This window comes from Allobosea sp. NPDC055332 (assembly GCF_053645455.1).
In genome coordinates this window covers 959,960-978,765 of sequence record NZ_JBSHMO010000002.1, presented here as the reverse complement: position 1 = coordinate 978,765, position 18,806 = coordinate 959,960, and the positions used below count along the sequence as shown (strand labels likewise).

At 67.4% G+C, this 18,806-nt stretch carries 19 protein-coding genes and 2 riboswitches; of the genes, 5 read left to right on the top strand and 14 right to left on the bottom strand.

The window, feature by feature from the left end:
- Positions 1–134: 134 nt before the first annotated feature.
- Together ACWIGM_RS13365 and ACWIGM_RS13360 are read right to left on the bottom strand one after the other, a co-directional pair.
- Positions 135–620, bottom strand: coding sequence for a peroxiredoxin (locus tag ACWIGM_RS13365; RefSeq protein ID WP_454026407.1), 486 nt, complete (start codon positions 618–620; stop codon positions 135–137).
- Between the two features lie 46 nt (positions 621–666).
- Positions 667–1,506 carry a protein-disulfide reductase DsbD domain-containing protein gene (locus tag ACWIGM_RS13360; RefSeq protein WP_454026406.1) on the bottom strand — a complete coding sequence of 280 codons (840 nt, stop codon included), beginning with the start codon at positions 1,504–1,506 and terminating at the stop codon, positions 667–669.
- Between the two features lie 217 nt (positions 1,507–1,723).
- On the opposite strand from ACWIGM_RS13360, the gene ACWIGM_RS13355 reads away from it, so the two are divergent.
- On the top strand, positions 1,724–2,335 hold the full coding sequence (locus ACWIGM_RS13355; protein ID WP_454026405.1) for a YqgE/AlgH family protein: 612 nt from the start codon (positions 1,724–1,726) through the stop codon (positions 2,333–2,335).
- Positions 2,336–2,348: 13 nt separating this feature from the next.
- Here ACWIGM_RS13355 and ACWIGM_RS13350 read toward each other — a convergent pair whose 3' ends face one another.
- From ACWIGM_RS13350 to coxB, 12 genes are all read right to left on the bottom strand, one after another.
- Entirely contained in the window at positions 2,349–5,201 is a 2,853-nt protein-coding gene (locus tag ACWIGM_RS13350) for an EAL domain-containing protein (protein ID WP_454026995.1), read from the bottom strand.
- 131 nt (positions 5,202–5,332) lie between these two features.
- Positions 5,333–5,944: a GNAT family N-acetyltransferase gene (locus ACWIGM_RS13345; RefSeq protein ID WP_454026404.1), complete on the bottom strand. Its 612-nt coding sequence runs from the start codon at positions 5,942–5,944 to the stop codon at positions 5,333–5,335.
- Between the two features lie 5 nt (positions 5,945–5,949).
- A complete protein-coding gene (locus ACWIGM_RS13340; RefSeq protein ID WP_454026403.1) occupies positions 5,950–7,302 on the bottom strand; it encodes a M16 family metallopeptidase in 1,353 nt (450 codons plus the stop codon).
- Positions 7,299–8,714: a threonine synthase gene (thrC, locus tag ACWIGM_RS13335; protein WP_454026402.1), complete on the bottom strand. Its 1,416-nt coding sequence runs from the start codon at positions 8,712–8,714 to the stop codon at positions 7,299–7,301. Before thrC ends, ACWIGM_RS13340 begins: the two co-directional genes overlap by 4 nt.
- Positions 8,715–8,825: 111 nt before the next feature.
- On the bottom strand, positions 8,826–9,578 hold the full coding sequence (locus ACWIGM_RS13330) for an SURF1 family protein (RefSeq protein WP_454026401.1): 753 nt from the start codon (positions 9,576–9,578) through the stop codon (positions 8,826–8,828).
- On the bottom strand, positions 9,575–9,949 hold the full coding sequence (locus tag ACWIGM_RS13325; RefSeq protein ID WP_454026400.1) for a DUF983 domain-containing protein: 375 nt from the start codon (positions 9,947–9,949) through the stop codon (positions 9,575–9,577). The genes ACWIGM_RS13330 and ACWIGM_RS13325 overlap by 4 nt, the downstream gene beginning before the upstream one ends.
- A gap of 75 nt (positions 9,950–10,024) precedes the next feature.
- The gene (locus tag ACWIGM_RS13320) at positions 10,025–10,885 is read right to left on the bottom strand and encodes a cytochrome c oxidase subunit 3 (RefSeq protein ID WP_454026399.1); all 861 of its coding nucleotides are present in this window, start codon (positions 10,883–10,885) and stop codon (positions 10,025–10,027) included.
- Between the two features lie 49 nt (positions 10,886–10,934).
- Positions 10,935–11,513: a cytochrome c oxidase assembly protein gene (locus tag ACWIGM_RS13315; protein ID WP_454026398.1), complete on the bottom strand. Its 579-nt coding sequence runs from the start codon at positions 11,511–11,513 to the stop codon at positions 10,935–10,937.
- Positions 11,514–11,517: 4 nt separating this feature from the next.
- Complete coding sequence (locus tag ACWIGM_RS13310; protein ID WP_454026397.1) at positions 11,518–11,694, bottom strand: hypothetical protein; 177 nt, start codon at positions 11,692–11,694, stop codon at positions 11,518–11,520.
- A complete protein-coding gene (locus tag ACWIGM_RS13305; protein ID WP_454026396.1) occupies positions 11,691–12,647 on the bottom strand; it encodes a heme o synthase in 957 nt (318 codons plus the stop codon). Before ACWIGM_RS13305 ends, ACWIGM_RS13310 begins: the two co-directional genes overlap by 4 nt.
- 131 nt (positions 12,648–12,778) lie before the next feature.
- Complete coding sequence (gene ctaD, locus ACWIGM_RS13300; protein ID WP_454026395.1) at positions 12,779–14,413, bottom strand: cytochrome c oxidase subunit I; 1,635 nt, start codon at positions 14,411–14,413, stop codon at positions 12,779–12,781.
- A gap of 57 nt (positions 14,414–14,470) precedes the next feature.
- Positions 14,471–15,352: a cytochrome c oxidase subunit II gene (coxB, locus tag ACWIGM_RS13295; RefSeq protein WP_454026394.1), complete on the bottom strand. Its 882-nt coding sequence runs from the start codon at positions 15,350–15,352 to the stop codon at positions 14,471–14,473.
- A gap of 373 nt (positions 15,353–15,725) precedes the next feature.
- On the opposite strand from coxB, the gene ACWIGM_RS13290 reads away from it, so the two are divergent.
- The 4 genes from ACWIGM_RS13290 (at position 15,726) to gcvH (ending at position 18,734) form a co-directional block, all read left to right on the top strand.
- The gene (locus ACWIGM_RS13290) at positions 15,726–16,235 is read left to right on the top strand and encodes an invasion associated locus B family protein (RefSeq protein WP_454026393.1); all 510 of its coding nucleotides are present in this window, start codon (positions 15,726–15,728) and stop codon (positions 16,233–16,235) included.
- A complete protein-coding gene (locus ACWIGM_RS13285) occupies positions 16,232–16,849 on the top strand; it encodes a hypothetical protein (RefSeq protein WP_454026392.1) in 618 nt (205 codons plus the stop codon). The genes ACWIGM_RS13290 and ACWIGM_RS13285 overlap by 4 nt, the downstream gene beginning before the upstream one ends.
- A 75-nt stretch (positions 16,850–16,924) precedes the next feature.
- A riboswitch (glycine riboswitch) is annotated at positions 16,925–17,024 on the top strand.
- A 4-nt stretch (positions 17,025–17,028) separates the two neighbouring features.
- Positions 17,029–17,127: riboswitch (glycine riboswitch) on the top strand.
- Between the two features lie 57 nt (positions 17,128–17,184).
- Entirely contained in the window at positions 17,185–18,333 is a 1,149-nt protein-coding gene (gene gcvT / locus ACWIGM_RS13280) for a glycine cleavage system aminomethyltransferase GcvT (protein WP_454026391.1), read from the top strand.
- Between the two features lie 26 nt (positions 18,334–18,359).
- Positions 18,360–18,734 carry a glycine cleavage system protein GcvH gene (gcvH, locus tag ACWIGM_RS13275; protein WP_454026390.1) on the top strand — a complete coding sequence of 125 codons (375 nt, stop codon included), beginning with the start codon at positions 18,360–18,362 and terminating at the stop codon, positions 18,732–18,734.
- The last annotated feature ends 72 nt before the right edge of the window (positions 18,735–18,806 follow it).

Genomic DNA, 18,806 nt, shown 5'->3' with positions numbered 1-18,806 from the left:
TTGTCGGGAGGCTAGCGGCGCTCGTCAGTGCTGTCTCATGACAAGCGCAGATCGGATCGATCGGATTTCGTGCTGGAAAGCGAAAGCCCGCGCCGAGATGGCGCGGGCTTGAAGATGTGAAACCGAGGCTGGGCTCAGAGCTGGTTCAGCAACGCCTCGGCGCCGGAGACATCCGCCTTGCCCGGCGCGTCCTCGATGTTGAGCGCGGTGACGACGCCGTCCTCGACGACCATCGAATAGCGCTGCGAGCGGGTGCCGAGACCGAAGCCCGAGCCGTCCATCGACAGGCCGATCTCCTTGGCGAAGTCGGCATTGCCGTCGGAGAGGAAGGTGATCACGCCGACGCCGCCGGTCGCCTTCGACCAGGCGTCCATGACGAAGACGTCGTTGACGCCGGTAACGAAGATCTCCTCGACGCCCTTGGCCTTGATCTCGGCCGCCTTGTTCACATAGCCGGGCAGGTGGTTCTTGTGGCAGGTCGGGGTGAAGGCGCCCGGCACGGCGAAGAGCACGATCTTGCGGCCCTTGAACAGATCGTCCGTGGTCTTGGCGGCCGGCCCGTCGGCCGTCATCACGCGAAACGTCGCCTGGGGAAGCTTGTCACCGACCTTGATCGCCATCGCCATGTCTCCGGTTCGCGGCTGAGTTGCCGCTTCGAGGGCAGGGTTACGGCTTCGCGTTGCCGATGTCGAGTTCGAGCCGCGTCTCGACCGCCTGCGGCTTTCCGCGCACGGTGATGATCAGGGGCGTCGGCCCGGTCGCTCCCTTGGGGCGCTCGACGATCTTCAGCTTCGCGGCGACGGTGCCATCGGGCTGCGGCATCATTATCGGCCGGCCGAAGGACCACATTCCGGCGCCTTCGACGAAGACATCGTCGACCGAGCCGCCCTCGGGGGCCTTCAGCAGCAGCTTCACCGCGGCGTCGCTATGCGTGACCTCCAGGATCGACAGCCGGTCGCTGGTCGCTCCCAGCTTGGTCGCGTGCGGAATCTGCGCCTCGAACTGCTCCAGCCGTGGCGAGGTGACCGAGGTGACGCCCGGCTCGAGCCAGAGCCGCGCTTCGCCCTTGGCCGGAACGCAGATCTTGTCGCAGACGGCATAGTCGAGCTTCAGCACCACGGTCACCGGCCGCGTTGGGTCGGTCGGCTGGACCGAGACCGGCACCACCACCTCGCCGACATAGCCGATGCCGGAGCCGGCGCCGTCCTCGAAGCGCTCCGGTGTCGGCCAGCGCACGTCGAGCCCGCCGACATTCTCCGAGCCACTCCAGTCGAACACCGGCGGCACGCCGGCATCGCCGGGGCTGCGCCAATAGGTCTTGAACCCTGGCGACATCGTGATCTCGACGCCGATGCGCTGCTTGCCGGACGGGGCGGTCGCGCCGGCGATCAGGCGCATGGACGAATAGGCTGCCTTCGACCACGGCGAAACCGCGGCCTCCTGGGCGGAAGCCGGTGCGCCGATTGCCAGCGCCGCGAACAGGGAAAGGGTCGTGACCGTTTTCACGTGGTCTGATTTAGGCGATCCAGCCGGGATTTGCGAGAAGGATACCGGAGCTGTGATCCGGCAGCGGTATGCAGCTGAGCATCGCGCGCTTTGCGCCAGCATTGCGGCGATGCCCGGCCGGTAGCCCGGATCGCCGTCGGTCTACACCCGAATACCCCGGATCGCCTGCGAGCCAAAATGGCTCCCACATCCGTCGAACATGTTCTAGCATGGCAGCATGAATCTCGGGTCGAACCAGCGCATCAGCGGCCGCAGCTATCTGGACGGGCAGTGCCTGATCGCCATGCCGGGCATGAGTGATCCCCGCTTTGCCCGCAGCGTCGTCTATCTCTGTGCCCATTCCGAGGATGGTGCGATGGGCATCATCGTCAACAAACCGGCTTCGGACACGCGCTTTCCGGAACTGCTGGTCCAGCTCGACGTGATCCCGTCCGATCAGGCGATCCGCCTGCCGAGCCAGGCCGAGAGGATGAAGGTGCTGCGCGGCGGCCCGGTCGAGACCAAGCGCGGCTTCGTCCTGCACAGTGCCGATTTCTTCCTGGAAGCGGCGACGCTGCCGATCGACGACGGCATCTGCCTGACCGCGACGCTCGACATCCTGCGCGCCATCGCCGTCGGCACCGGGCCGGAGAACGCCGTGCTGGCGCTCGGCTATGCCGGCTGGGGCGCGGGGCAGCTCGAATCCGAGATCCAGTCGAATGGCTGGCTGCATTGCGCCGCCGACCAGGCGCTGCTCTTCGACGACGCGCTCGACACCAAATATGCCCGCGCGCTCAGCAAGCTCGGCATCGACCAGGCTTTTCTGTCGAAGGACGCCGGGCACGCCTGACGGCGCGCTGCTCTCAAGCCGCCTCGAAGGACGAGCTCGACGCTCCGACCAGCCGCCGCGCCTCCGCCGCCGTCATCGGCTGGCCGAAGGTGTAGCCCTGCGCGTACTGGCAGCCGAGCTGGTAGAGCTCGATCGCATCCGATTCGGTCTCGGCGCCCTCGGCGACCACGTCCATCTGCAGATCGGCGGCGAGCTGGACGATCGAGCGCAGGATCACCGGCGGCTTGCCGTTGCCCATCTGGCGCACGAAGCTCTGGTCGATCTTGATGGTGTCGAAGGGGAAGCGCTGCAGATAGGACAGCGAGGAATAGCCGGTGCCGAAATCGTCGAGCGACAGGCCGGCGCCGAGATCGCGGATGCGGCTGAGCATCTGCGCTGCATATTCCGGGTTCTCCATCACCAGGCTCTCGGTGATCTCGAGCTTGAGCGTGCCCGGCAGGACCCGCCGGCGCGCCAGCACCGCCTTGACGTCCTTCAGCAGGTCGTGGCGCAGCAGCTGGCGGCTGGAGACGTTGACGCTGGCGAAGATCGGCGGCTCGACCTCGAGCGCCGCCTGCCAGGCGGCGAGCTCGCGCGCGGTGCGGTCCATCACATAGACGCCGAGGTCGACGATCAGCCCGCTCTCCTCGGCGATGGCGAGGAAGTCCTGCGGCAGCAGCCGGCCCTCGCGCGGATGGTCCCAGCGCATCAGCGCCTCGAAGCCGGCGATGGTCCGGTCCTCCAGCCTGACGATCGGCTGGTACATCACCTGGATCTCGCCGCGCTCGATCGCCCGGCGCAGATCGCTTTCGAGCGCGAGCCGGTCGTTGCGGTCGCTGCGCATCGCCGGGACGAAGACCTCGACCAGGTTGCCACCCTGGTTCTTGGCATGCGCCATGGCGAGCTCGGCGTTCTTCAGCGCATCGTCCTTGCGCGCCGTCGGCGTGCCGTCGAAGAGCGCGAGGCCGATCGAGGGGGTCAGCACGATCTCGCGCTCGGCGAAGGTGATCGGCGTCGAGACGGCGCGGCGGATCAGCTCGGCGAGGGCGAGCACGCGCTCGGGATCGCTCTCGGAGACCAGGATCATCGCGAAGATGTCGCCGCCGATCCGCGCCAGCGTGTCCTGCGTCCTGAGCAGCCGGCCGAGGCGGCGCGCCAGTGTCAGCAGGATCGAATCGCCGGCCGAGAAGCCGACCGATTCGTTGACCTGCTTGAAGCGATCGATGTCGATCACGATCACGGTCGGGCGGATGTTATCGTCGGCGCGGCTGAAGCCGAACACGGCAGAGAGCCGGTCCTGGAACAGTTCGCGATTGGGCAGGCCGGTCAGGTTGTCGTGCACGGCGTCGTGCAGCATGCGCTCCTGCGCCGTACGCTGCTCGGTGACATCGGCGAGCGTTCCGATGACGCGGATGACCTCGCCGTCGGAGCCGATCACCGGTCGGGCCTTCAGGCTGAACCAGTGATAGGCGCCATTGGCGGCGCGCAGGCGAAAGTCGAGCTGCAGCTTGCCGCGGCGCTGCTCGATCACGGCGTCGAGCGAGACGCGGTAGCGATCGCGATCGGCGACATGCATGTGCTCGAGCCAGCGTGCGGCCGAGCCTTCGAGCGCACCCTTCGACAGGCCGAGCAGCGTCTCGGCCTGAGGCGAAACGAAGATCTTGTCGGCGGAGACGTCCCAGTCGAAGACGAGGTCGCCGGCGCCGGAGAGCGCCAGCGCCCGCCGCTCGGTGTCCGAGACCAGTCCCTGCGCCAGTGCGCCGCCGGCGAAGGCGTGCTGCACCACGGTGAAGCCGATCAGCAGAACGATCAGGACGAGGCCGCCGATCAGCGCCGGCGGCACGAGGTCGCGCGTCACCTGGCCGACCACGGTGAAGCCGGCGGCGGTGACCCAGACCAGCAGCAGGAACCAGGTCGGGATCAGCATCACCGCCCGCTCATAGCCATGGGTGGCGAGGTGCAGGATCAGCACGAAGCCGATGGCCGCGACGGCCGCGATCGAGATGCGGGCGATGCCGGCCGCCATCGGCGCGTCGAACACGGCAAGGCCGACGAGGCCGGCGAGGCCGAGGATCCAGACGATAGTGATGTGGCTGTAGCGCACATGCCAGCGCGACAGGTTGAGATAGGCGAACAGGAAGACGAGCAGCGTCGCCGCCAGCACCACCTCGGCGCCGGCCCGGTATATGCGCTCGATCGCCGGTGTCAGCGGGAAGATGCGCTGGAAGAAGCCGAAATCGAGACCGGCATAGGCCAGAACCGCCCAGGCCAAGGCGGCCGCGGCCGGGAAGATCACCGCGCCCTTGACCACGAAGATGATGGTCAGGAACAGCGCCAGCAGGCCGGCAATGCCGATGATGATGCCCTTGTAGAGCGTCAGCCCGTTGGTCTTCTGGCGATAGGCCTCCGGCTCGAACAGATAGAGCTGCGGCAGGTTCGGTGATTTCAGCTCGGCCACGAAGGTGACGGTGGTGCCGGGGTCGAGCGTGATCTGGAAGATGTCGGCGTCGGGCGCTTCCTCGCGCTCGGGCCGCAGGCCCTGGCTCGCGGTGATCGCCTCGATGCGGCGATCGCCGAGATCGGGCCAGACCACGCCCGAACCGATCAGGCGATGGAAGGGCGCGACCAGCAGCCGGTCGATCTGCTCGTCGGAATCATTGGTCAGCGCGAAGACGATCCAGTCGGGCCTTGCCCCGGATTCGCGCGCCCTGACGGCGATGCGCCGGACGATGCCGTCGGCGCCGGGCGCGGTCGAGATCTGGATGACGTCGCCATCGGCCTTGTTGCGCTCGACCACATCCGTCAGGTCGAGCACCGGCACGTCGAGCGGCACGCGCTGCGCCTCGACCGCCAGCGCCGGCCGCAACAGCGACAGCAGCACCAGCATCAGGAGGCCGAAAACGGCGATGCCGGACCGGAGGAAGCGGGGCGTCGATGACAAGATGGACTCTGCGGGGGGCTCTTCAGGCGTGATGGCCAGTGGTATCGGCGGGACGTGGCGAGGGCAAGGCAGGCTGTTCACAGCTTGCGATCGATTTCGGAGGGACGGCGCAGCTCGGAAGCGAGCATGCCGTAGAGCAGATGATCGGCCCAGGCGCCGTTGATGCGCAGATAGCCGCGCGCCTCGCCCTCACGGGCGAAGCCGACGCGCTCCAGCAGCCGGCGCGAGGGCTCGTTGTGCGGCAGGCAGGCGGCTTCGACGCGGTGCAAAGCGAGTTCGGAGAAAGCGAAGTCGAGCGCGCCGCGCACCGCTTCCGTCATGTGGCCCTTGCCGGCATGGCGCTGGCCCATCCAGTAGCCGAGCGTGCAGGCCTGCGCGACGCCGCGCCTGACGAGGCCCAGCGTCAGCCCGCCGAGCAAGGTTTCCGAGCGGCTGTCGAGGATGAACAGCGAATAGGCTTCGTCGGTCGCGATCTCGCGGGCGGCGCGTTTCACCCGCAGGCGGAAGGAGGCGCGGGTCAGATCGTCCTCGGTCCAGACCGGCTCCCACGGGGTGAGGAAGTCACGGCTCTCCATCCGCAGGCCCGCCCAGGCCGAATAGTCGCCGGCGAGCGGAGCGCGCAGGATCAGGTTCTGCGTCCTGATCAGCGGCCGCGTCGGCGGGTCGGTGGCGAAGCGGAAGAGGGCCATGGCTGTCAGGCTGCTCGCGCCAGCATGGCGCGTAGGGCCGCCACCGGAGCGAGGCCGGCGAGCGGGCCGACGGCGGCGACCGTGACCACGCCGTCGAGCAGGCCCTGGCCGGCCGCGCGCACATCGGCGAGGCTGACTGCATCGAGCCGGCGCGCCAGCTCCTCGCGCGGGATCGCCCGGCCGAAGACCAAGACCTGCCGCGCCATCTGCTCGAGCTTGCCGCCGGGGCTTTCCAGCGAGGCCAGAAGCCCGACCTTCATCTGGGCCCGGGCCCGGGCGACCTCGGCCTCGCTGACGTCGCGGGCCGCCTGGCTCAGGCAGTCGAGCGCGACCTCGACCAGCTCGCCGACATCCTCCGGCGCGGTGCCGGCGCTGATGCCGAAGACGCCGCAATCGGAGAAGGGCCAGTGGAAGGCATCGATCGCATAGGCGAGGCCGCGACGCTCGCGCACCTCCTGGAACAGGCGCGACGACAGGCCACCGCCGAGCACGGCCGAGAAGATCTGCAGCGGATAATGCGCGCCATTGGTGAACGGCTTGCCGGGGAAGCCAAGCACGATGTGCACCTGCTCCTCGTCGCCGTCGATGCGGGCCTCGCCGCCTTGATAGGTCGCTTGCGTGCGCGCCTCGGGCATGTTCGCGGGCCGTGACGGCAGGCCGGCGAGCGCCTTCTCCGCCAGGGCGACCAGCTCGTCATGGTCGACGGCGCCCGCGGCGGCCAGCACCATGTTGCCGGCGTGGTAGTGCCTGTCGAGATAGGCGCGGATCGCGTCGGGTGTGAAGCTGTTGACCGTCTCGGCGGTGCCGAGGATCGGCCGGCCGAGCGGCTGCTCCGGAAAGGCGGCCTGCAGGAAACGGTCATAGACCAGATCGTCCGGCGTATCCTGGACGGCGCCGATCTCCTGCAGGATCACGCCCTTCTCGCGCGCCAGTTCCTCCTCGCTGAGGGCGGGTGCGGTCAGGATGTCGGAGAGGATGTCGACCGCCAGTGGCAGGTCTTGGCCGAGCACGCGGGCGGTGTAGCAGGTGTATTCGACCGAGGTCGCGGCGTTGAGGTCGCCGCCGACGCTCTCGATCTCCTCGGCGATCTCGAGCGCGGTGCGCCGGGCGGTGCCCTTGAACGCCATGTGCTCGAGCAGATGGGCGAGGCCGTGTTCGTGCGGGAGCTCGTCGCGGGCGCCGGCGCCGATCCAGATGCCGAGCGAGACGGTCGAGGCATGGGCCATGCGCTCGGAGACGATGCGCAGGCCGGACGGCAGCGTCGTCAGGCTGACGGCGGGATCGTGACCGGCTGCGTCGCCTGGTTTCACGGCTTGGGGCTTCTCCGTCTTGGCCTTGAGCGTCTTCGCCACCGTCATGCCGCGGCACTCCGGACTGCCCGGGCTCGCTCGGCGACGAAGCGCTCCAGCTTGCTCTGGTCGTTCGGCAACAGCGACGAGCGCTCCTTGCGCTCCATCAGGTCGGCGAGGTGCGCGGGCAATGCGGGCGTGACGCCGCTCGCAGCCGCGACCGCAGCCGGGAACTTGGCGGGGTGGGCGGTGCCGAGCGCGACCACCGGCGTCGCCGGGTCGGCCTCGAGCAGCTTGCGGGCGGCCGCGACGCCGATCGCGCTGTGCGGATCGAGCAGATAGCCGGCCTCGCGCCAGACCGTGCCGATCTCGCTGGCGATCGAAGCCTCGTCCTGCGAGACCGCATCGAAATCGGCGCGGATGCGGGCGAGCGGCTCAGGCGCGATCTCGAAGCGGCCGGACTGCGCCAGCGACTGCATCAGCCGGCGCACGGCGGCGCCGTCGCGGCCATGCGCCTCGAACAGCAGCCGCTCGAAATTCGAGGAGATCTGGATGTCCATCGAGGGCGAGGTCGTCGCCGCGACGCCGCGCATCTCGTAGACGCCGGTTTCGAGCGTGCGCGCCAGGATGTCGTTGCTGTTGGTGCCGACCATCAGGCGGCCGATCGGCAGTCCCATCTGCTTGGCGATCCAGCCGGCAAGGATGTCGCCGAAATTGCCGGTCGGTACCGAAAAGGACACCGGCCGGTGCGGCGAGCCGAGCGCGGCGGCGGCGGTGAAGTAGTAGACGACCTGCGCCGCGATCCTTGCCCAGTTGATCGAGTTGACGCCGGAGAGGCGGAGCTCGTCGCGGAAGGCGTGGTGGTTGAACAGCGCCTTCACCAGGTTCTGGCAGTCGTCGAAGGTGCCTTCGATTGCGATGGCATGGACATTGTCGGCTTCGACCGTGGTCATCTGCCGGCGCTGCACGTCGGAGACGCGGCCATGCGGGTAGAGGATGAAGACGTCGACGCGCTCCAGCCCCTTGAAGGCGTCGATCGCGGCGCCGCCGGTGTCGCCCGAGGTCGCGCCGACGATGGTGGCGCGCTCGCCGCGCTGCGCCAGCACATGGTCCATCAACCGCCCGAGCAGCTGCATCGCCACGTCTTTGAAGGCGAGCGTCGGGCCATGGAAGAGCTCGAGCGAGAACAGGTTGTCGCCGAGCTGGACCAGCGGGCACACCGCCGGATGGCGGAAGCTGCCATAGGCTTCGCCGATCATGGCTTTCAGCGCGTCGGCCGCGATGTCGCCGTCGGCAAGCGCCCCGACGACGCGTTCGGCGACCTCGGCATAGGGCTTGCCGGCAAAGCCGGCGATCTCCTGCGGGCTGAGACGCGGCAGGGCCTGCGGCAGATAGAGCCCACCGTCACGGGCGAGTCCGGCGAGCAGCGCGTCGGCGAAGGAGAGCGACGGCGCTTCGCCACGGGTCGAAATATGCAGCACGGTTCATGATCTCGGATGTCGTGCTGATCCTATAGGCCTGTTGGCTGGGCAGGGCAAAGTCCGGCTGCGCAAAGCAGCCTTGCCCTGCGAGGTTTCCGAGGTTCGGGCGCTTCAGCTCCCCGGATCGGGCTTCGTCAGCGCCTGCCAGGCATAGGCCGCGAATACGCCGATCAGCGTCAGCGCAAGCCCCCACCAGGTCAGCGCGTATTGCAAGTGGTTGTCGGGGATGCGGGCGATCAGCTCGTTGACGTCGACCCCGGCAGGCGGAGTCAGCCCGTCGCCCTGGCGTTCGGCCTCCAGATAGAATGGTGCGATCGTCCCGATGCCCAGCGCTGCGGCGATGGCGACGGGATCGCGCGTGTAGAACTCGCGCTGCTGCGGCAGGTCGTCCGGCGTGAAGCTGTTGCGCGCTTCGGGCGCGCGCAGATAACCGGTGATGGTGGCAGTTCCGGTTGCTGGTGCGATCGCCGCGAAGCGACTCTCCGGCACGAAGCCGCGATTGACCAGGATCGTCATGCCGTCCTCCAGGCGAAAACCCTGGAAGATCCAACGCCCGAAGCCGGAAAGCTGGCGCGAGCCGGGCGGGCCGGCGGCGATGGTCGTGCGCACGCTGGCCATGCCGTCGAGATAGCTACCCTTGGCCTGCGCACGCGTGAGGTCGAGCTTGGGCCAGCCGCCATTGGCGGACAGCTGCACCGGGGCAGCCTTGGCCTGCGCTTCCAGTCGCTCGATGAAGAAGCGCTTCTCGCTCATGCGCAGCCATTGCCAGGCGCCGAGCGTGCACAGCACCGCGACGCCGACGATGGTGAGGAGCGCCGGCAGCAGCAGCTTCGGCCGGGGCGTAGGGGAGGCGGACGCGCTCACTTCTTCAGCCTGCCTTCCTCGGCCTTGTTGGCGTATTGCAGGGCGACCGCCAGCCCCTTCATCGGCCGCAGCAGGCCGAGGCAGGTGACGAGTGCCAGCGGCAGCCAGAGCGCAAGGTGCACCCACATTGGCGGGGTGTAGGCGATCTCGACATAGAGCGCGAGGCCGAGCACGAAGAAGCCGGCGATCAGCATGATGAACACCGCCGGCCCATCGGCCGAATCGGCGAAGGAAAAATCGAGCCCGCAGGCGGCGCAGCGCGGCTTCAGCTTGAGATAGCCGTCGAACAGCTTGCCTTCGCCGCAGCGCGGGCAGCGGCCGGAGAGGCCCGTCGAGAAGGGTGAAGGCGGAGTGATCTGCGGCTGCGTCATGGCGGCCTCCTCCAATGGAAAGGGCGGCCTTGCGGCCGCCCCTTGTCAGGTTCGCGGCCGCTTCCGGCCTTGACCTCAGTGCCCGGCCGGCACTCCGCCGGCGCCCCAGACATAGATCGAGGCGAACAGGAACAGCCAGACCACGTCGACGAAGTGCCAGTACCAGGCGGCGAACTCGAAGCCGAGATGCTGGTCCGGCTTGAAGTGGCCGAGATAGACGCGCCACAGGCAGATCGCCAGGAAGATCGTGCCGATGATGACGTGGAAACCGTGGAAGCCGGTCGCCATGAAGAAGGTCGCGCCGTAGATGTTGCCTTTGAAGGCAAAGGCGGCGTGCGAGTACTCGTAGGCTTGGCAGGCCGTGAACAGGATGCCGAGGATCACGGTCAGCCACAGGGCCTGCTTCAGGCCCTTCCGGTCGCCCTGGATCAGGGCGTAGTGCGCCCAGGTCACGGTCGTGCCGGAGGTCAGAAGGATCAGCGTGTTGAGCAGCGGCAGATGCCAGGGATCGAAGGTCTCGATGCCCTTCGGCGGCCAGTGACCGCCGGTGAATTCGGCGCGGGCGTACTGGATGTGCTCGCCGGTGAACAGGCTGGCATCGAAATAGGCCCAGAACCAGGCGACGAAGAACATCACCTCGGAGGCGATGAACATCATCATGCCGTAGCGGTGATGCAGCTGCACCACGCGGGTGTGGTGGCCCTCGCGCTCGGCCTCGCGGGTCACGTCCATCCACCAGGCGAGCATGGTGTAGAGCACGCCGAGCAGGCCGACGCCGAAGACCAGCGGACCGATGGTCATGCCGGCGATCGGCAGCGCCTTCATCCACATCACCGCGCCGATCGCCATGATGGTTGCGCTGGCGGCACCGACGATCGGCCACGGGCTCGGGTCGACGAGGTGGTAGTCGTGGTTCTTGGTGTGGGCCCCGGCCATCGTGCTCAAGTCTCCGCGTCCGTAGAAGTGCAGCGCTTGTCGCGCAGCTTTATAGTTTCGATTGGTTGCCGTCACCCTTGCTTTCCGCCACCGGCTGCCCGTTCTTCGACGGGAAATAGGTGTAGGACAGGGTGATCGATTTCAGGCTGGCGAGCTCGCGGTTCAACTCGATCTCGGGATCGATGTAGAACACCACCGGCGCTTCCAGGGTCTCGCCCGGCTGCAGCGTCGTCTCGGTGAAGCAGAAGCACTGGATCTTGACGAAATAGGCGCCCGACTGGTTCGGCTGGACGTTATAGGTCGCGATGCCCGTCATCGGCCGCGAGGACGTGTTGGTGATCTTGTAGAACACCGTCTGCGTCACGCCGACCTGCGCCCTGATCTCGGTCTTCTCCGCCTCGAAGCGCCAGCCCAGGGCCGGCGCGACATTGGCGTCGAAGGCGACCGAGACGATCCGCTCGCTGGTCTTGCCGGTGGCGGCGGTGCCGACCATCGGCGTGCCGGCGAAGCCGGTGACCTTGCAGAACAGGTTGTAGAGCGGCACCGCAGCAAAGGAGAGCCCGGTCATGGCGAGCACTGCGACGCTGCAGGCGAGGACGGTGCGGCGGTTTCTGGAGGCGGCGGTCATCGCGTCACAGTGGCCGGTTGAGAATCGCCGGCCCGGTCTTGGCCAGCGTCACGATGAAGAAGAACACCACGAGGCCGCCGAGCACTAGCGCGAGCGCGATCGAGCGGCGATTGCGCCGTGCCATGTCCTCCGGCGAGAACGGCGCCGGCGGCTGCTTCTTGCCCTGCGGGTCCTGGCTCATCCCAGCACCTTGGGCAGGGCCCACATCAGGCCGAGGCCGTTTTCGGCCAGCAGCACCGCAAAGAGCAGGAAGAGATAGAGGATCGAGAAGCCGAACAGGGCATAGGCTGCCTTGTTGGCCGGTTCGCCCTGGGTGACCTTCAGCACGCGCAGCGACAGGCCGATCATGGCGAGCCCGGTGACCACCGAGACGATCAGGTAGATCAGCCCGCCGAAGCCCATCAGCGCCGGCAGCACCGCGACCGGGGCCAGTACCAGCGTATAGGCGACGATCTGGCGGCGCGTCGCGGCCGGGCCGGCGACGTTGGGCAGCATCGGGATGCCGGCGCGGGCGTAATCTTCCGACTTCACCAGAGCGAGCGCCCAGAAATGCGGCGGCGTCCACAGGAAGATGATCGCGAACAGGACGATCGAGGTCAGGCCGAAATCGCCGGTGACCACGGCTTCGCCGATCATCGGCGGGAAGGCGCCGGCGGCGCCGCCGATCACGATGTTCTGCGGCGTCGCCCGCTTCAGCCACATCGAATAGATGACGGCGTAGAAGAAGATGGTGAAGGCCAGCATCGCCGCCGAGAGCAGGTTGGCGACGAGGCCGAGCACCAGCACCGAGCCGACCGAGAGGGTGAGCCCGAAGGCGAGCGCCTCGGAAGGCAGGATGCGGCCGGCTGGGATCGGCCGACCGGCGGTGCGGGCCATCACGGCGTCGATATCGGCGTCCCACCACATATTGAGGCAGCCCGAGGCACCGGCGCCGACCGAGATCGCGAGCAGGGCGGCAAGGCCGATGATCGGATTGACCGTGCCCGGCGCCGCGACCATACCGCCGAGCGCCGTCACGATGACGAGGAACATCACCCGCGGCTTGAGCAGCGCGAAGAAGTCGCGCGCCTCGCCGGTGGAACTCAGCGAGACTCCGTCGTCAGCCTGGGGGATCTGATCGAAGGCAGCAGACATCGAAATTCGTTCGCTTCAACTTTCATGATGCCCGAGGGCATCGTTTGCGGGATCCGCCCGTCTCCGGAGCGCCTCGGATCAGGCGCTCGGGGGAGGGGCGGCGGCGGGCGAGAGGCCCGCCGCCGATTTGATCAGTGGTCCGAGCCGGTGATGCGCGGCAGCGTCTCGAACTGGTGGAAGGGCGGCGGCGAGGACAGGGTCCACTCCAGCGTGGTCGCGCCTTCGCCCCACGGATTGTTGCCGGCGAGCTCCTTCTTCGTGAAGGCGACGACGATGCCGTAGAGCCAGATCAGCAGGCCCGCCGCGAAGATGTAGGAGCCGATTGACGACCAGAAGTGCCAGCCGGCGAACGCGTCGGGATAGTCGACATAGTGCCGCGGCATGCCGGACAGCCCGAGGAAGTGCTGCGGGAAGAACAGCAGGTTCGCGCCGATGAAAGCGACCCAGAAATGCAGGCGGCCGATCCAGTCCGGGATGATGTAGCCGCTCATCTTCGGGAACCAGTAGTAGAAGCCCGCGAAGATGCCGAACACCGCGCCGAGCGACAGCACGTAGTGGAAGTGCGCCACGACGTAGTAGGTCGCGTGCAGCGAGCGGTCGAGGCCGGCATTGGCCAGCACCACGCCGGTAACGCCGCCGACGGTGAACAGGAAGATGAAGCCGATCGCCCAGACCATCGGCGCGGTGAAGCGAAGCGAGCCGCCCCACATCGTCGCGATCCAGGAGAAGATCTTCACGCCGGTCGGCACCGCGATCACCATCGTCGCGAAGACGAAGTAGCGCTGCGTGTTGAGCGACAGGCCGACCGTGTACATGTGGTGGGCCCAGACGATGAAGCCGACCACGCCGATCGCGACCATGGCGTAGGCCATGCCGAGATAGCCGAAGATCGGCTTCTTCGAGAAGGTCGAGATGATGTGGCTGACGATGCCGAAGGCCGGCAGGATCATGATGTACACTTCGGGATGGCCGAAGAACCAGAACAGGTGCTGGTAGAGCACCGGGTCGCCGCCGCCGGCCGGATCGTAGAAGGTCGTGCCGAAGTTGCGGTCGGTCAGCAGCATGGTGATCGCGCCGGCGAGGACCGGGAGCGCCAGCAGCAGCAGGAAGGCGGTGACCAGCACGCCCCAGGCGAACAGCGGCATCTTGTGCATGGTCATGCCAGGCGCGCGCATGTTCAGGATGGTGGTGATGAAGTTGATCGCACCCAGGATCGATGCCGCACCGGCAACGTGGAGCGACAGGATGCCGAAATCGACCGACGGGCCGGGGTGCCCTGTCGAGGAGAACGGCGGATAGATGGTCCAGCCGGTGCCGACGCCCTTGGCGCCGGGGGCGCCTTCGACGAACATCGAGATCAGCAGCAGGATCAGACCCGCGACCGTCAGCCAGAACGAGATGTTGTTCATGCGCGGGAAGGCCATGTCCGGCGCGCCGATCATCAGCGGCACGAACCAGTTGCCGAAGCCGCCGATCACCGCGGGCATGACCATGAAGAAGATCATGATCAGGCCGTGACCGGTGACGAAGACGTTGTAGCTCTGGCCGTTGGCGAAGATCTGCAGGCCCGGCTGCTGCAGCTCGATGCGCATCATGATCGACAGGAAGCCGCCGATCAGGCCCGCGACGATCGAGAAGATCAGATAGAGCGTGCCGATGTCCTTGTGGTTGGTCGACAGCAGCCAGCGGCGCCAACCCGTCGGGGTGTGGTGCTCGTGGGCGTGGGCGTCATCATGCCCGTGGGCGTGGGGAGCCGCGGTAGCCATGAAATTCGTCTCCTCCTGCGAATGCCGTTCGCGTGAGTTCTTTCAAGAGTGTCGGGTTCAGCGGGTCGCTTCGGCGACCTTGCTGGCGGCGTCGGCCGCATTGGCGAATTTCTGCTTCGCTTCCGCGAGCCAGGCCGTGTAGCGCTCCTGGCTGACGACGCGGATGGCGATCGGCATGAAGGCGTGGTTCTGGCCGCAGATGAACGAGCACTGGCCGTAGAAGATGCCTTCGCGGTCGGCCTTGAACCAGGTCTCGTTCAGGCGGCCGGGGATGGCGTCGATCTTCACGCCGAAGGCCGGCAGTGCGAACTTGTGGATGACGTCGGCGCCGGTGACCTGCACGCGCACGATCTTGCCGACCGGAACGACCGCCTCATTGTCGACGGCGAGCAGGCGCGGGGCCTCGGATTCGGCGATCTTCTTGGACTGGATCGCCTCGGCGCGCTGCTTCTCGTCGAGCATCAGCGAATCGAAGCCGAAGCTGCCGCCTTCCTGCGGGTACTCATAGGACCAGTACCACTGCTTGCCGGTGACCTTCACGGTCATGTCGGCCTGCGGAATCTCCAGCTGCAGCTTGAGCAGGCGGAAGGAAGGGATCGCGATCACGACCAGGATCAGGACCGGGACGATCGTCCAGGCGACCTCGAGCAGAGCGTGGTGCGTCGTCTTCGAGGCGACCGGGTTGCGCTTCTCGTTGAAGCGCCAGGCGACATAGATCAGCAGCCCCAGCACGAACAGCGTGATGATGAAGATGAGGACGTTCACCCAGTCATGGAACCAGTGGATGAAGGTCATCACCTCGGAATTGGCCGGCTGGAGATTCAGCTCCCAAGGCTGCGGCATGCCGTTCTGGGCCGATGCGACGGCCGGCGAAAACGCTACCAGGGCAGCAGCAAGGGCCGCCAGCGCGTTCCTGAGAGGAGTGGTCACAAATCGCATCGGTCCGACATAGCTCCTTTGATGCCGCGCGATCTGCCTTCGTCAGCTCAAGACAGGCGCGCGCCGGGACGGCCACGTCTGGCCACCCCGGTTCTTCGGCATTGCGATAAATCAAAGATCACGCTTGCGCCAGTGGGGCAATGACAGGCTGTGACGCAGCCCGTGCGGCATAAGTACGCGACAAGTGCATGGGTGCCGGGCAGCCGATCGACGCTGCCCTCCGCGAGTCTGCGGTGAGTCTCCTGTGCAAGCGCATGTGATCCTTCGCCTTGACAGGAATCGGGACGCATGGTCGGAACGCAATCTCGTATGGCGGGGGCGCCGTTCGGCGTGGGTATGTGCGCATCCCTACGTCTGGAAGAGGAGGACAGGGATGCGCTCAATCATCGGTCCCGTGGCCGCGGCGCTCGTCGTCCTCGGCTGCGGCTGGCTTTCGGTCGCGCCGGCTCAGGCCCAGGGCGCGGTGCGCTCCACCCATGGCGATTGGCAGATGCGCTGCGAGACGCCGCCGGGCGCCAAGGCCGAGCAATGCGCGCTCGTGCAGAACGTCGCGGCCGAGGATCGCCCGAATCTGACGCTGCTCGTCATCGTGCTGAAGACGGCCGACCAGAAGAGCCGCCTGCTGCGCGTCGTCGCCCCGCTCGGCGTGCTGCTGCCCTCCGGCCTCGGCCTCAAGATCGACGACAAGGATATCGGCCGCGCCGGCTTCGTGCGCTGCCTGACCACCGGCTGCGTCGCCGAGGTGGTGATGGACGATACCCTGCTCGGCCAGCTCAAGGGCGGTAAGAGCGCCACATTCATCGTGTTTCAGACTCCCGAGGAAGGGGTCGGAATCCCGGTTTCGCTCAATGGATTCGGTCCCGGTGTGGAGGCTTTGCCGTGATTGATCGCTTCGCTGGCCGCGTCGGCCGGTTCGCTCTGCCTGCTGCTCTGGCGCTTACGCTCGCCGGTTGCGGTTCTTCCGGTTCATCCAGCACCGGCGAGCCGAGCTCCGCGCAGAAGCTCGGCAATATCCTGATGTTCCAGTCGACCACGCCGCCGCCGGTCGACCAGCTGCCGCAGGACGACGAGGTCAATTTCATCTGCCCGCAGGTGATCATCTCCGATGGTGGTGCCGCGATCCGCGCCCAGTCGGGGCCGGACAGCGGCAGCCTGCGCAGCCAGGTCTCGATCACCACGGTCGCGCGCGAATGCACGCCTGTGGGGAAAGACGGTGCCTTCACCCTCAAGGTCGGCGTCGAAGGCCGTATCCTGATCGGCCCGGCCGGCGGCCCGGGGAGCTATGGCGCGACGCTGTTCACCCAGGTGACGCGCAACAACCAGGTCATCGCGCGCCGCAGCTCCCGCGTCGGCGGCGCCATCCCCAGCGGCCAGACCGGCGCCGATTTCTCGCATGTCGAGAGCAATATCAGCGTTCCGGCGGGCTCCGGCGAAATCGAGATCATCGTCGGCCTGAGTCCTGGCGGCGCTGAGCCGGCGCGGCGCCGGCGCAGATAAGCGGCACGCTGCCGTGAACTGAGGCAGGGGGCCGATTGACTCGGCCCCTCGCTCGTCTATTGCTGGCTCAGCCGCATCATCCCCGCGGGAGAGACCGGGACCGGACTTGTCCGGACCCGGCGCCGAAGGCGCAACCGCCCCGGAAACGCTCAGGCAAACGGACCGCGTGGGAATTGGCGCTCTGGAAAGTGGCGGGCCTTTGAGGCTCGCCCACCGACGGGGGTAACTCGCCCAAGGCTTCGGCCTGGCGGGGAAATCTCTCAGGTCCCGAGACAGAGGGGGCGCGCTCCGGACGAATCCGTCCGGGGCTCGCGCTCGACTCTGGAAGGGATGCCATGGCTGCCGAAGCCGAGACTGCAAGCACCGAGCCGCTGCTCAAGACGCCGCTGCACGCCCGCAATGTCACGCTGGGCGCGCGCATGGTGCCGTTCGCCGGCTATGACATGCCGGTGCAGTACCCGGCCGGCATCATGGCCGAGCACAACTGGACGCGCGAAAGCGCCGGCCTGTTCGACGTCTCGCATATGGGCCAGGCCTTCCTCGTCGGGCCCGACCACGAGACCACTGCCCGCGCGCTCGAGGCGCTGATCCCGGCCGACATCGTCAACCTGCCTCCCGGCAAGCAGCGCTATTCGCAGCTGCTGAATGAGGAAGGCGGCATCCTCGACGATCTGATGGTGACGCGCTCGGCCGATCCGGACGAGGACGGTGCGCTGCTGCTCGTCGTCAACGCCGCCTGCAAGACCGAGGACTATGCCCATATCGAGGCGCGGCTGCCGGCCAATGTGAAGCTGGTCAAGGCCGAGCATCGCGGCCTGATCGCCCTGCAGGGACCGAAGGCCGAGGAGGCGCTGGCAGCGCTCAATCCCGAAGCGCCCGAGATGGGCTTCATGACCTTGCGCACGCTGAAGCTCGGCGGCGTCAAGGCGAATGTCAGCCGCTCGGGCTATACCGGCGAGGACGGCTACGAGATCTCCGCCGCGGCCGACCGGATCGGCGAGATCTGGGATGCGCTCCTGCTCGACGCACGCGTCAAGCCGATCGGCCTCGGCGCCCGCGATTCGCTGCGCCTCGAGGCGGGCCTCTGCCTCTACGGCCATGACATCGACACCACGACCTCCCCCGTCGAGGCGGCGCTCAACTGGTCGATCCAGAAGCGCCGGCGCGAGGAGGGCGGCTTCCCGGGCGCGGCCCGCATCCAGCGCGAGTTCGCCGAGGGCGTCTCGCGCGTCCGCGTCGGCCTGCTGCCGGAAGGCCGGGCCCCGGCGCGCGAGGGCGCGGAGATCGCGACCGCTGACGGCACCGTCGTCGGCAAGGTTACCTCGGGTGGCTTCGGCCCGACCCTGAACGGCCCCTGCGCCATGGGCTATGTCGCCAAGGAGCATTCGGCTCCAGGCACGAAGCTCGATCTGATCGTGCGCGGCAAGCCGCTGCCGGCAACCATCGCCGCGATGCCTTTCGTCCCCAACCGCTACAAGCGCTGAACCCACCTGTTTCGTCGGAGGAAACCATGGCCGAGACCCGTTACACCAAGGACCACGAATACATCCGTATCGAGGGCGACACCGGCACGGTCGGCATCACCGACTACGCCCAGGGCCAGCTCGGCGACGTCGTCTTCGTCGAGCTGCCGACCGTCGGCAAGGCGCTGAGCAAGGGGGGCGAAGCCGCCGTCGTCGAGAGCGTCAAGGCGGCCTCCGAGGTCTATGCGCCGGTCTCCGGCGAGGTCGTCGCCGTCAACAGCGAGCTCGAGGCCGCGCCCGGCACGGTCAACGAGGATCCGGCCGGCAAGGGCTGGTTCGTCAAGCTCAAGCTGGCGAACACGAGCGAGCTCGACGGCCTGCTGAGCGAGGCCGAGTACCAGGACTACGTCAAGACGCTCTGAAACCGTCATTCTCGTCCGGAGATCCGAGATCTCCGGACGAGAAGGCACGGGTTGAAGAGATGCTCGGGCCGA

Excerpts from the sequence above, each read along its gene's own strand:
- ACWIGM_RS13350 (WP_454026995.1), bottom strand. The coding sequence starts at position 5,201 with ATGCTGGTGCTGCTGTCGCTGTTGCGGCCGGCGCTGGCGGTCGAGGCG.
- coxB (WP_454026394.1), bottom strand. The coding sequence starts at position 15,352 with ATGCGATTTGTGACCACTCCTCTCAGGAACGCGCTGGCGGCCCTTGCT.
- ACWIGM_RS13305 (WP_454026396.1), bottom strand. The coding sequence starts at position 12,647 with ATGTCTGCTGCCTTCGATCAGATCCCCCAGGCTGACGACGGAGTCTCG.
- ACWIGM_RS13355 (WP_454026405.1), top strand. The coding sequence starts at position 1,724 with ATGAATCTCGGGTCGAACCAGCGCATCAGCGGCCGCAGCTATCTGGAC.
- ACWIGM_RS13340 (WP_454026403.1), bottom strand. The coding sequence starts at position 7,302 with ATGACGGTGGCGAAGACGCTCAAGGCCAAGACGGAGAAGCCCCAAGCC.
- gcvT (WP_454026391.1), top strand. The coding sequence starts at position 17,185 with ATGGCTGCCGAAGCCGAGACTGCAAGCACCGAGCCGCTGCTCAAGACG.
- ACWIGM_RS13365 (WP_454026407.1), bottom strand. The coding sequence starts at position 620 with ATGGCGATCAAGGTCGGTGACAAGCTTCCCCAGGCGACGTTTCGCGTG.
- ACWIGM_RS13325 (WP_454026400.1), bottom strand. The coding sequence starts at position 9,949 with ATGACGCAGCCGCAGATCACTCCGCCTTCACCCTTCTCGACGGGCCTC.
- ACWIGM_RS13310 (WP_454026397.1), bottom strand. The coding sequence starts at position 11,694 with ATGAGCCAGGACCCGCAGGGCAAGAAGCAGCCGCCGGCGCCGTTCTCG.
- gcvH (WP_454026390.1), top strand. The coding sequence starts at position 18,360 with ATGGCCGAGACCCGTTACACCAAGGACCACGAATACATCCGTATCGAG.
- ctaD (WP_454026395.1), bottom strand. The coding sequence starts at position 14,413 with ATGGCTACCGCGGCTCCCCACGCCCACGGGCATGATGACGCCCACGCC.
- ACWIGM_RS13290 (WP_454026393.1), top strand. The coding sequence starts at position 15,726 with ATGCGCTCAATCATCGGTCCCGTGGCCGCGGCGCTCGTCGTCCTCGGC.
- ACWIGM_RS13320 (WP_454026399.1), bottom strand. The coding sequence starts at position 10,885 with ATGGCCGGGGCCCACACCAAGAACCACGACTACCACCTCGTCGACCCG.
- ACWIGM_RS13345 (WP_454026404.1), bottom strand. The coding sequence starts at position 5,944 with ATGGCCCTCTTCCGCTTCGCCACCGACCCGCCGACGCGGCCGCTGATC.
- ACWIGM_RS13315 (WP_454026398.1), bottom strand. The coding sequence starts at position 11,513 with ATGACCGCCGCCTCCAGAAACCGCCGCACCGTCCTCGCCTGCAGCGTC.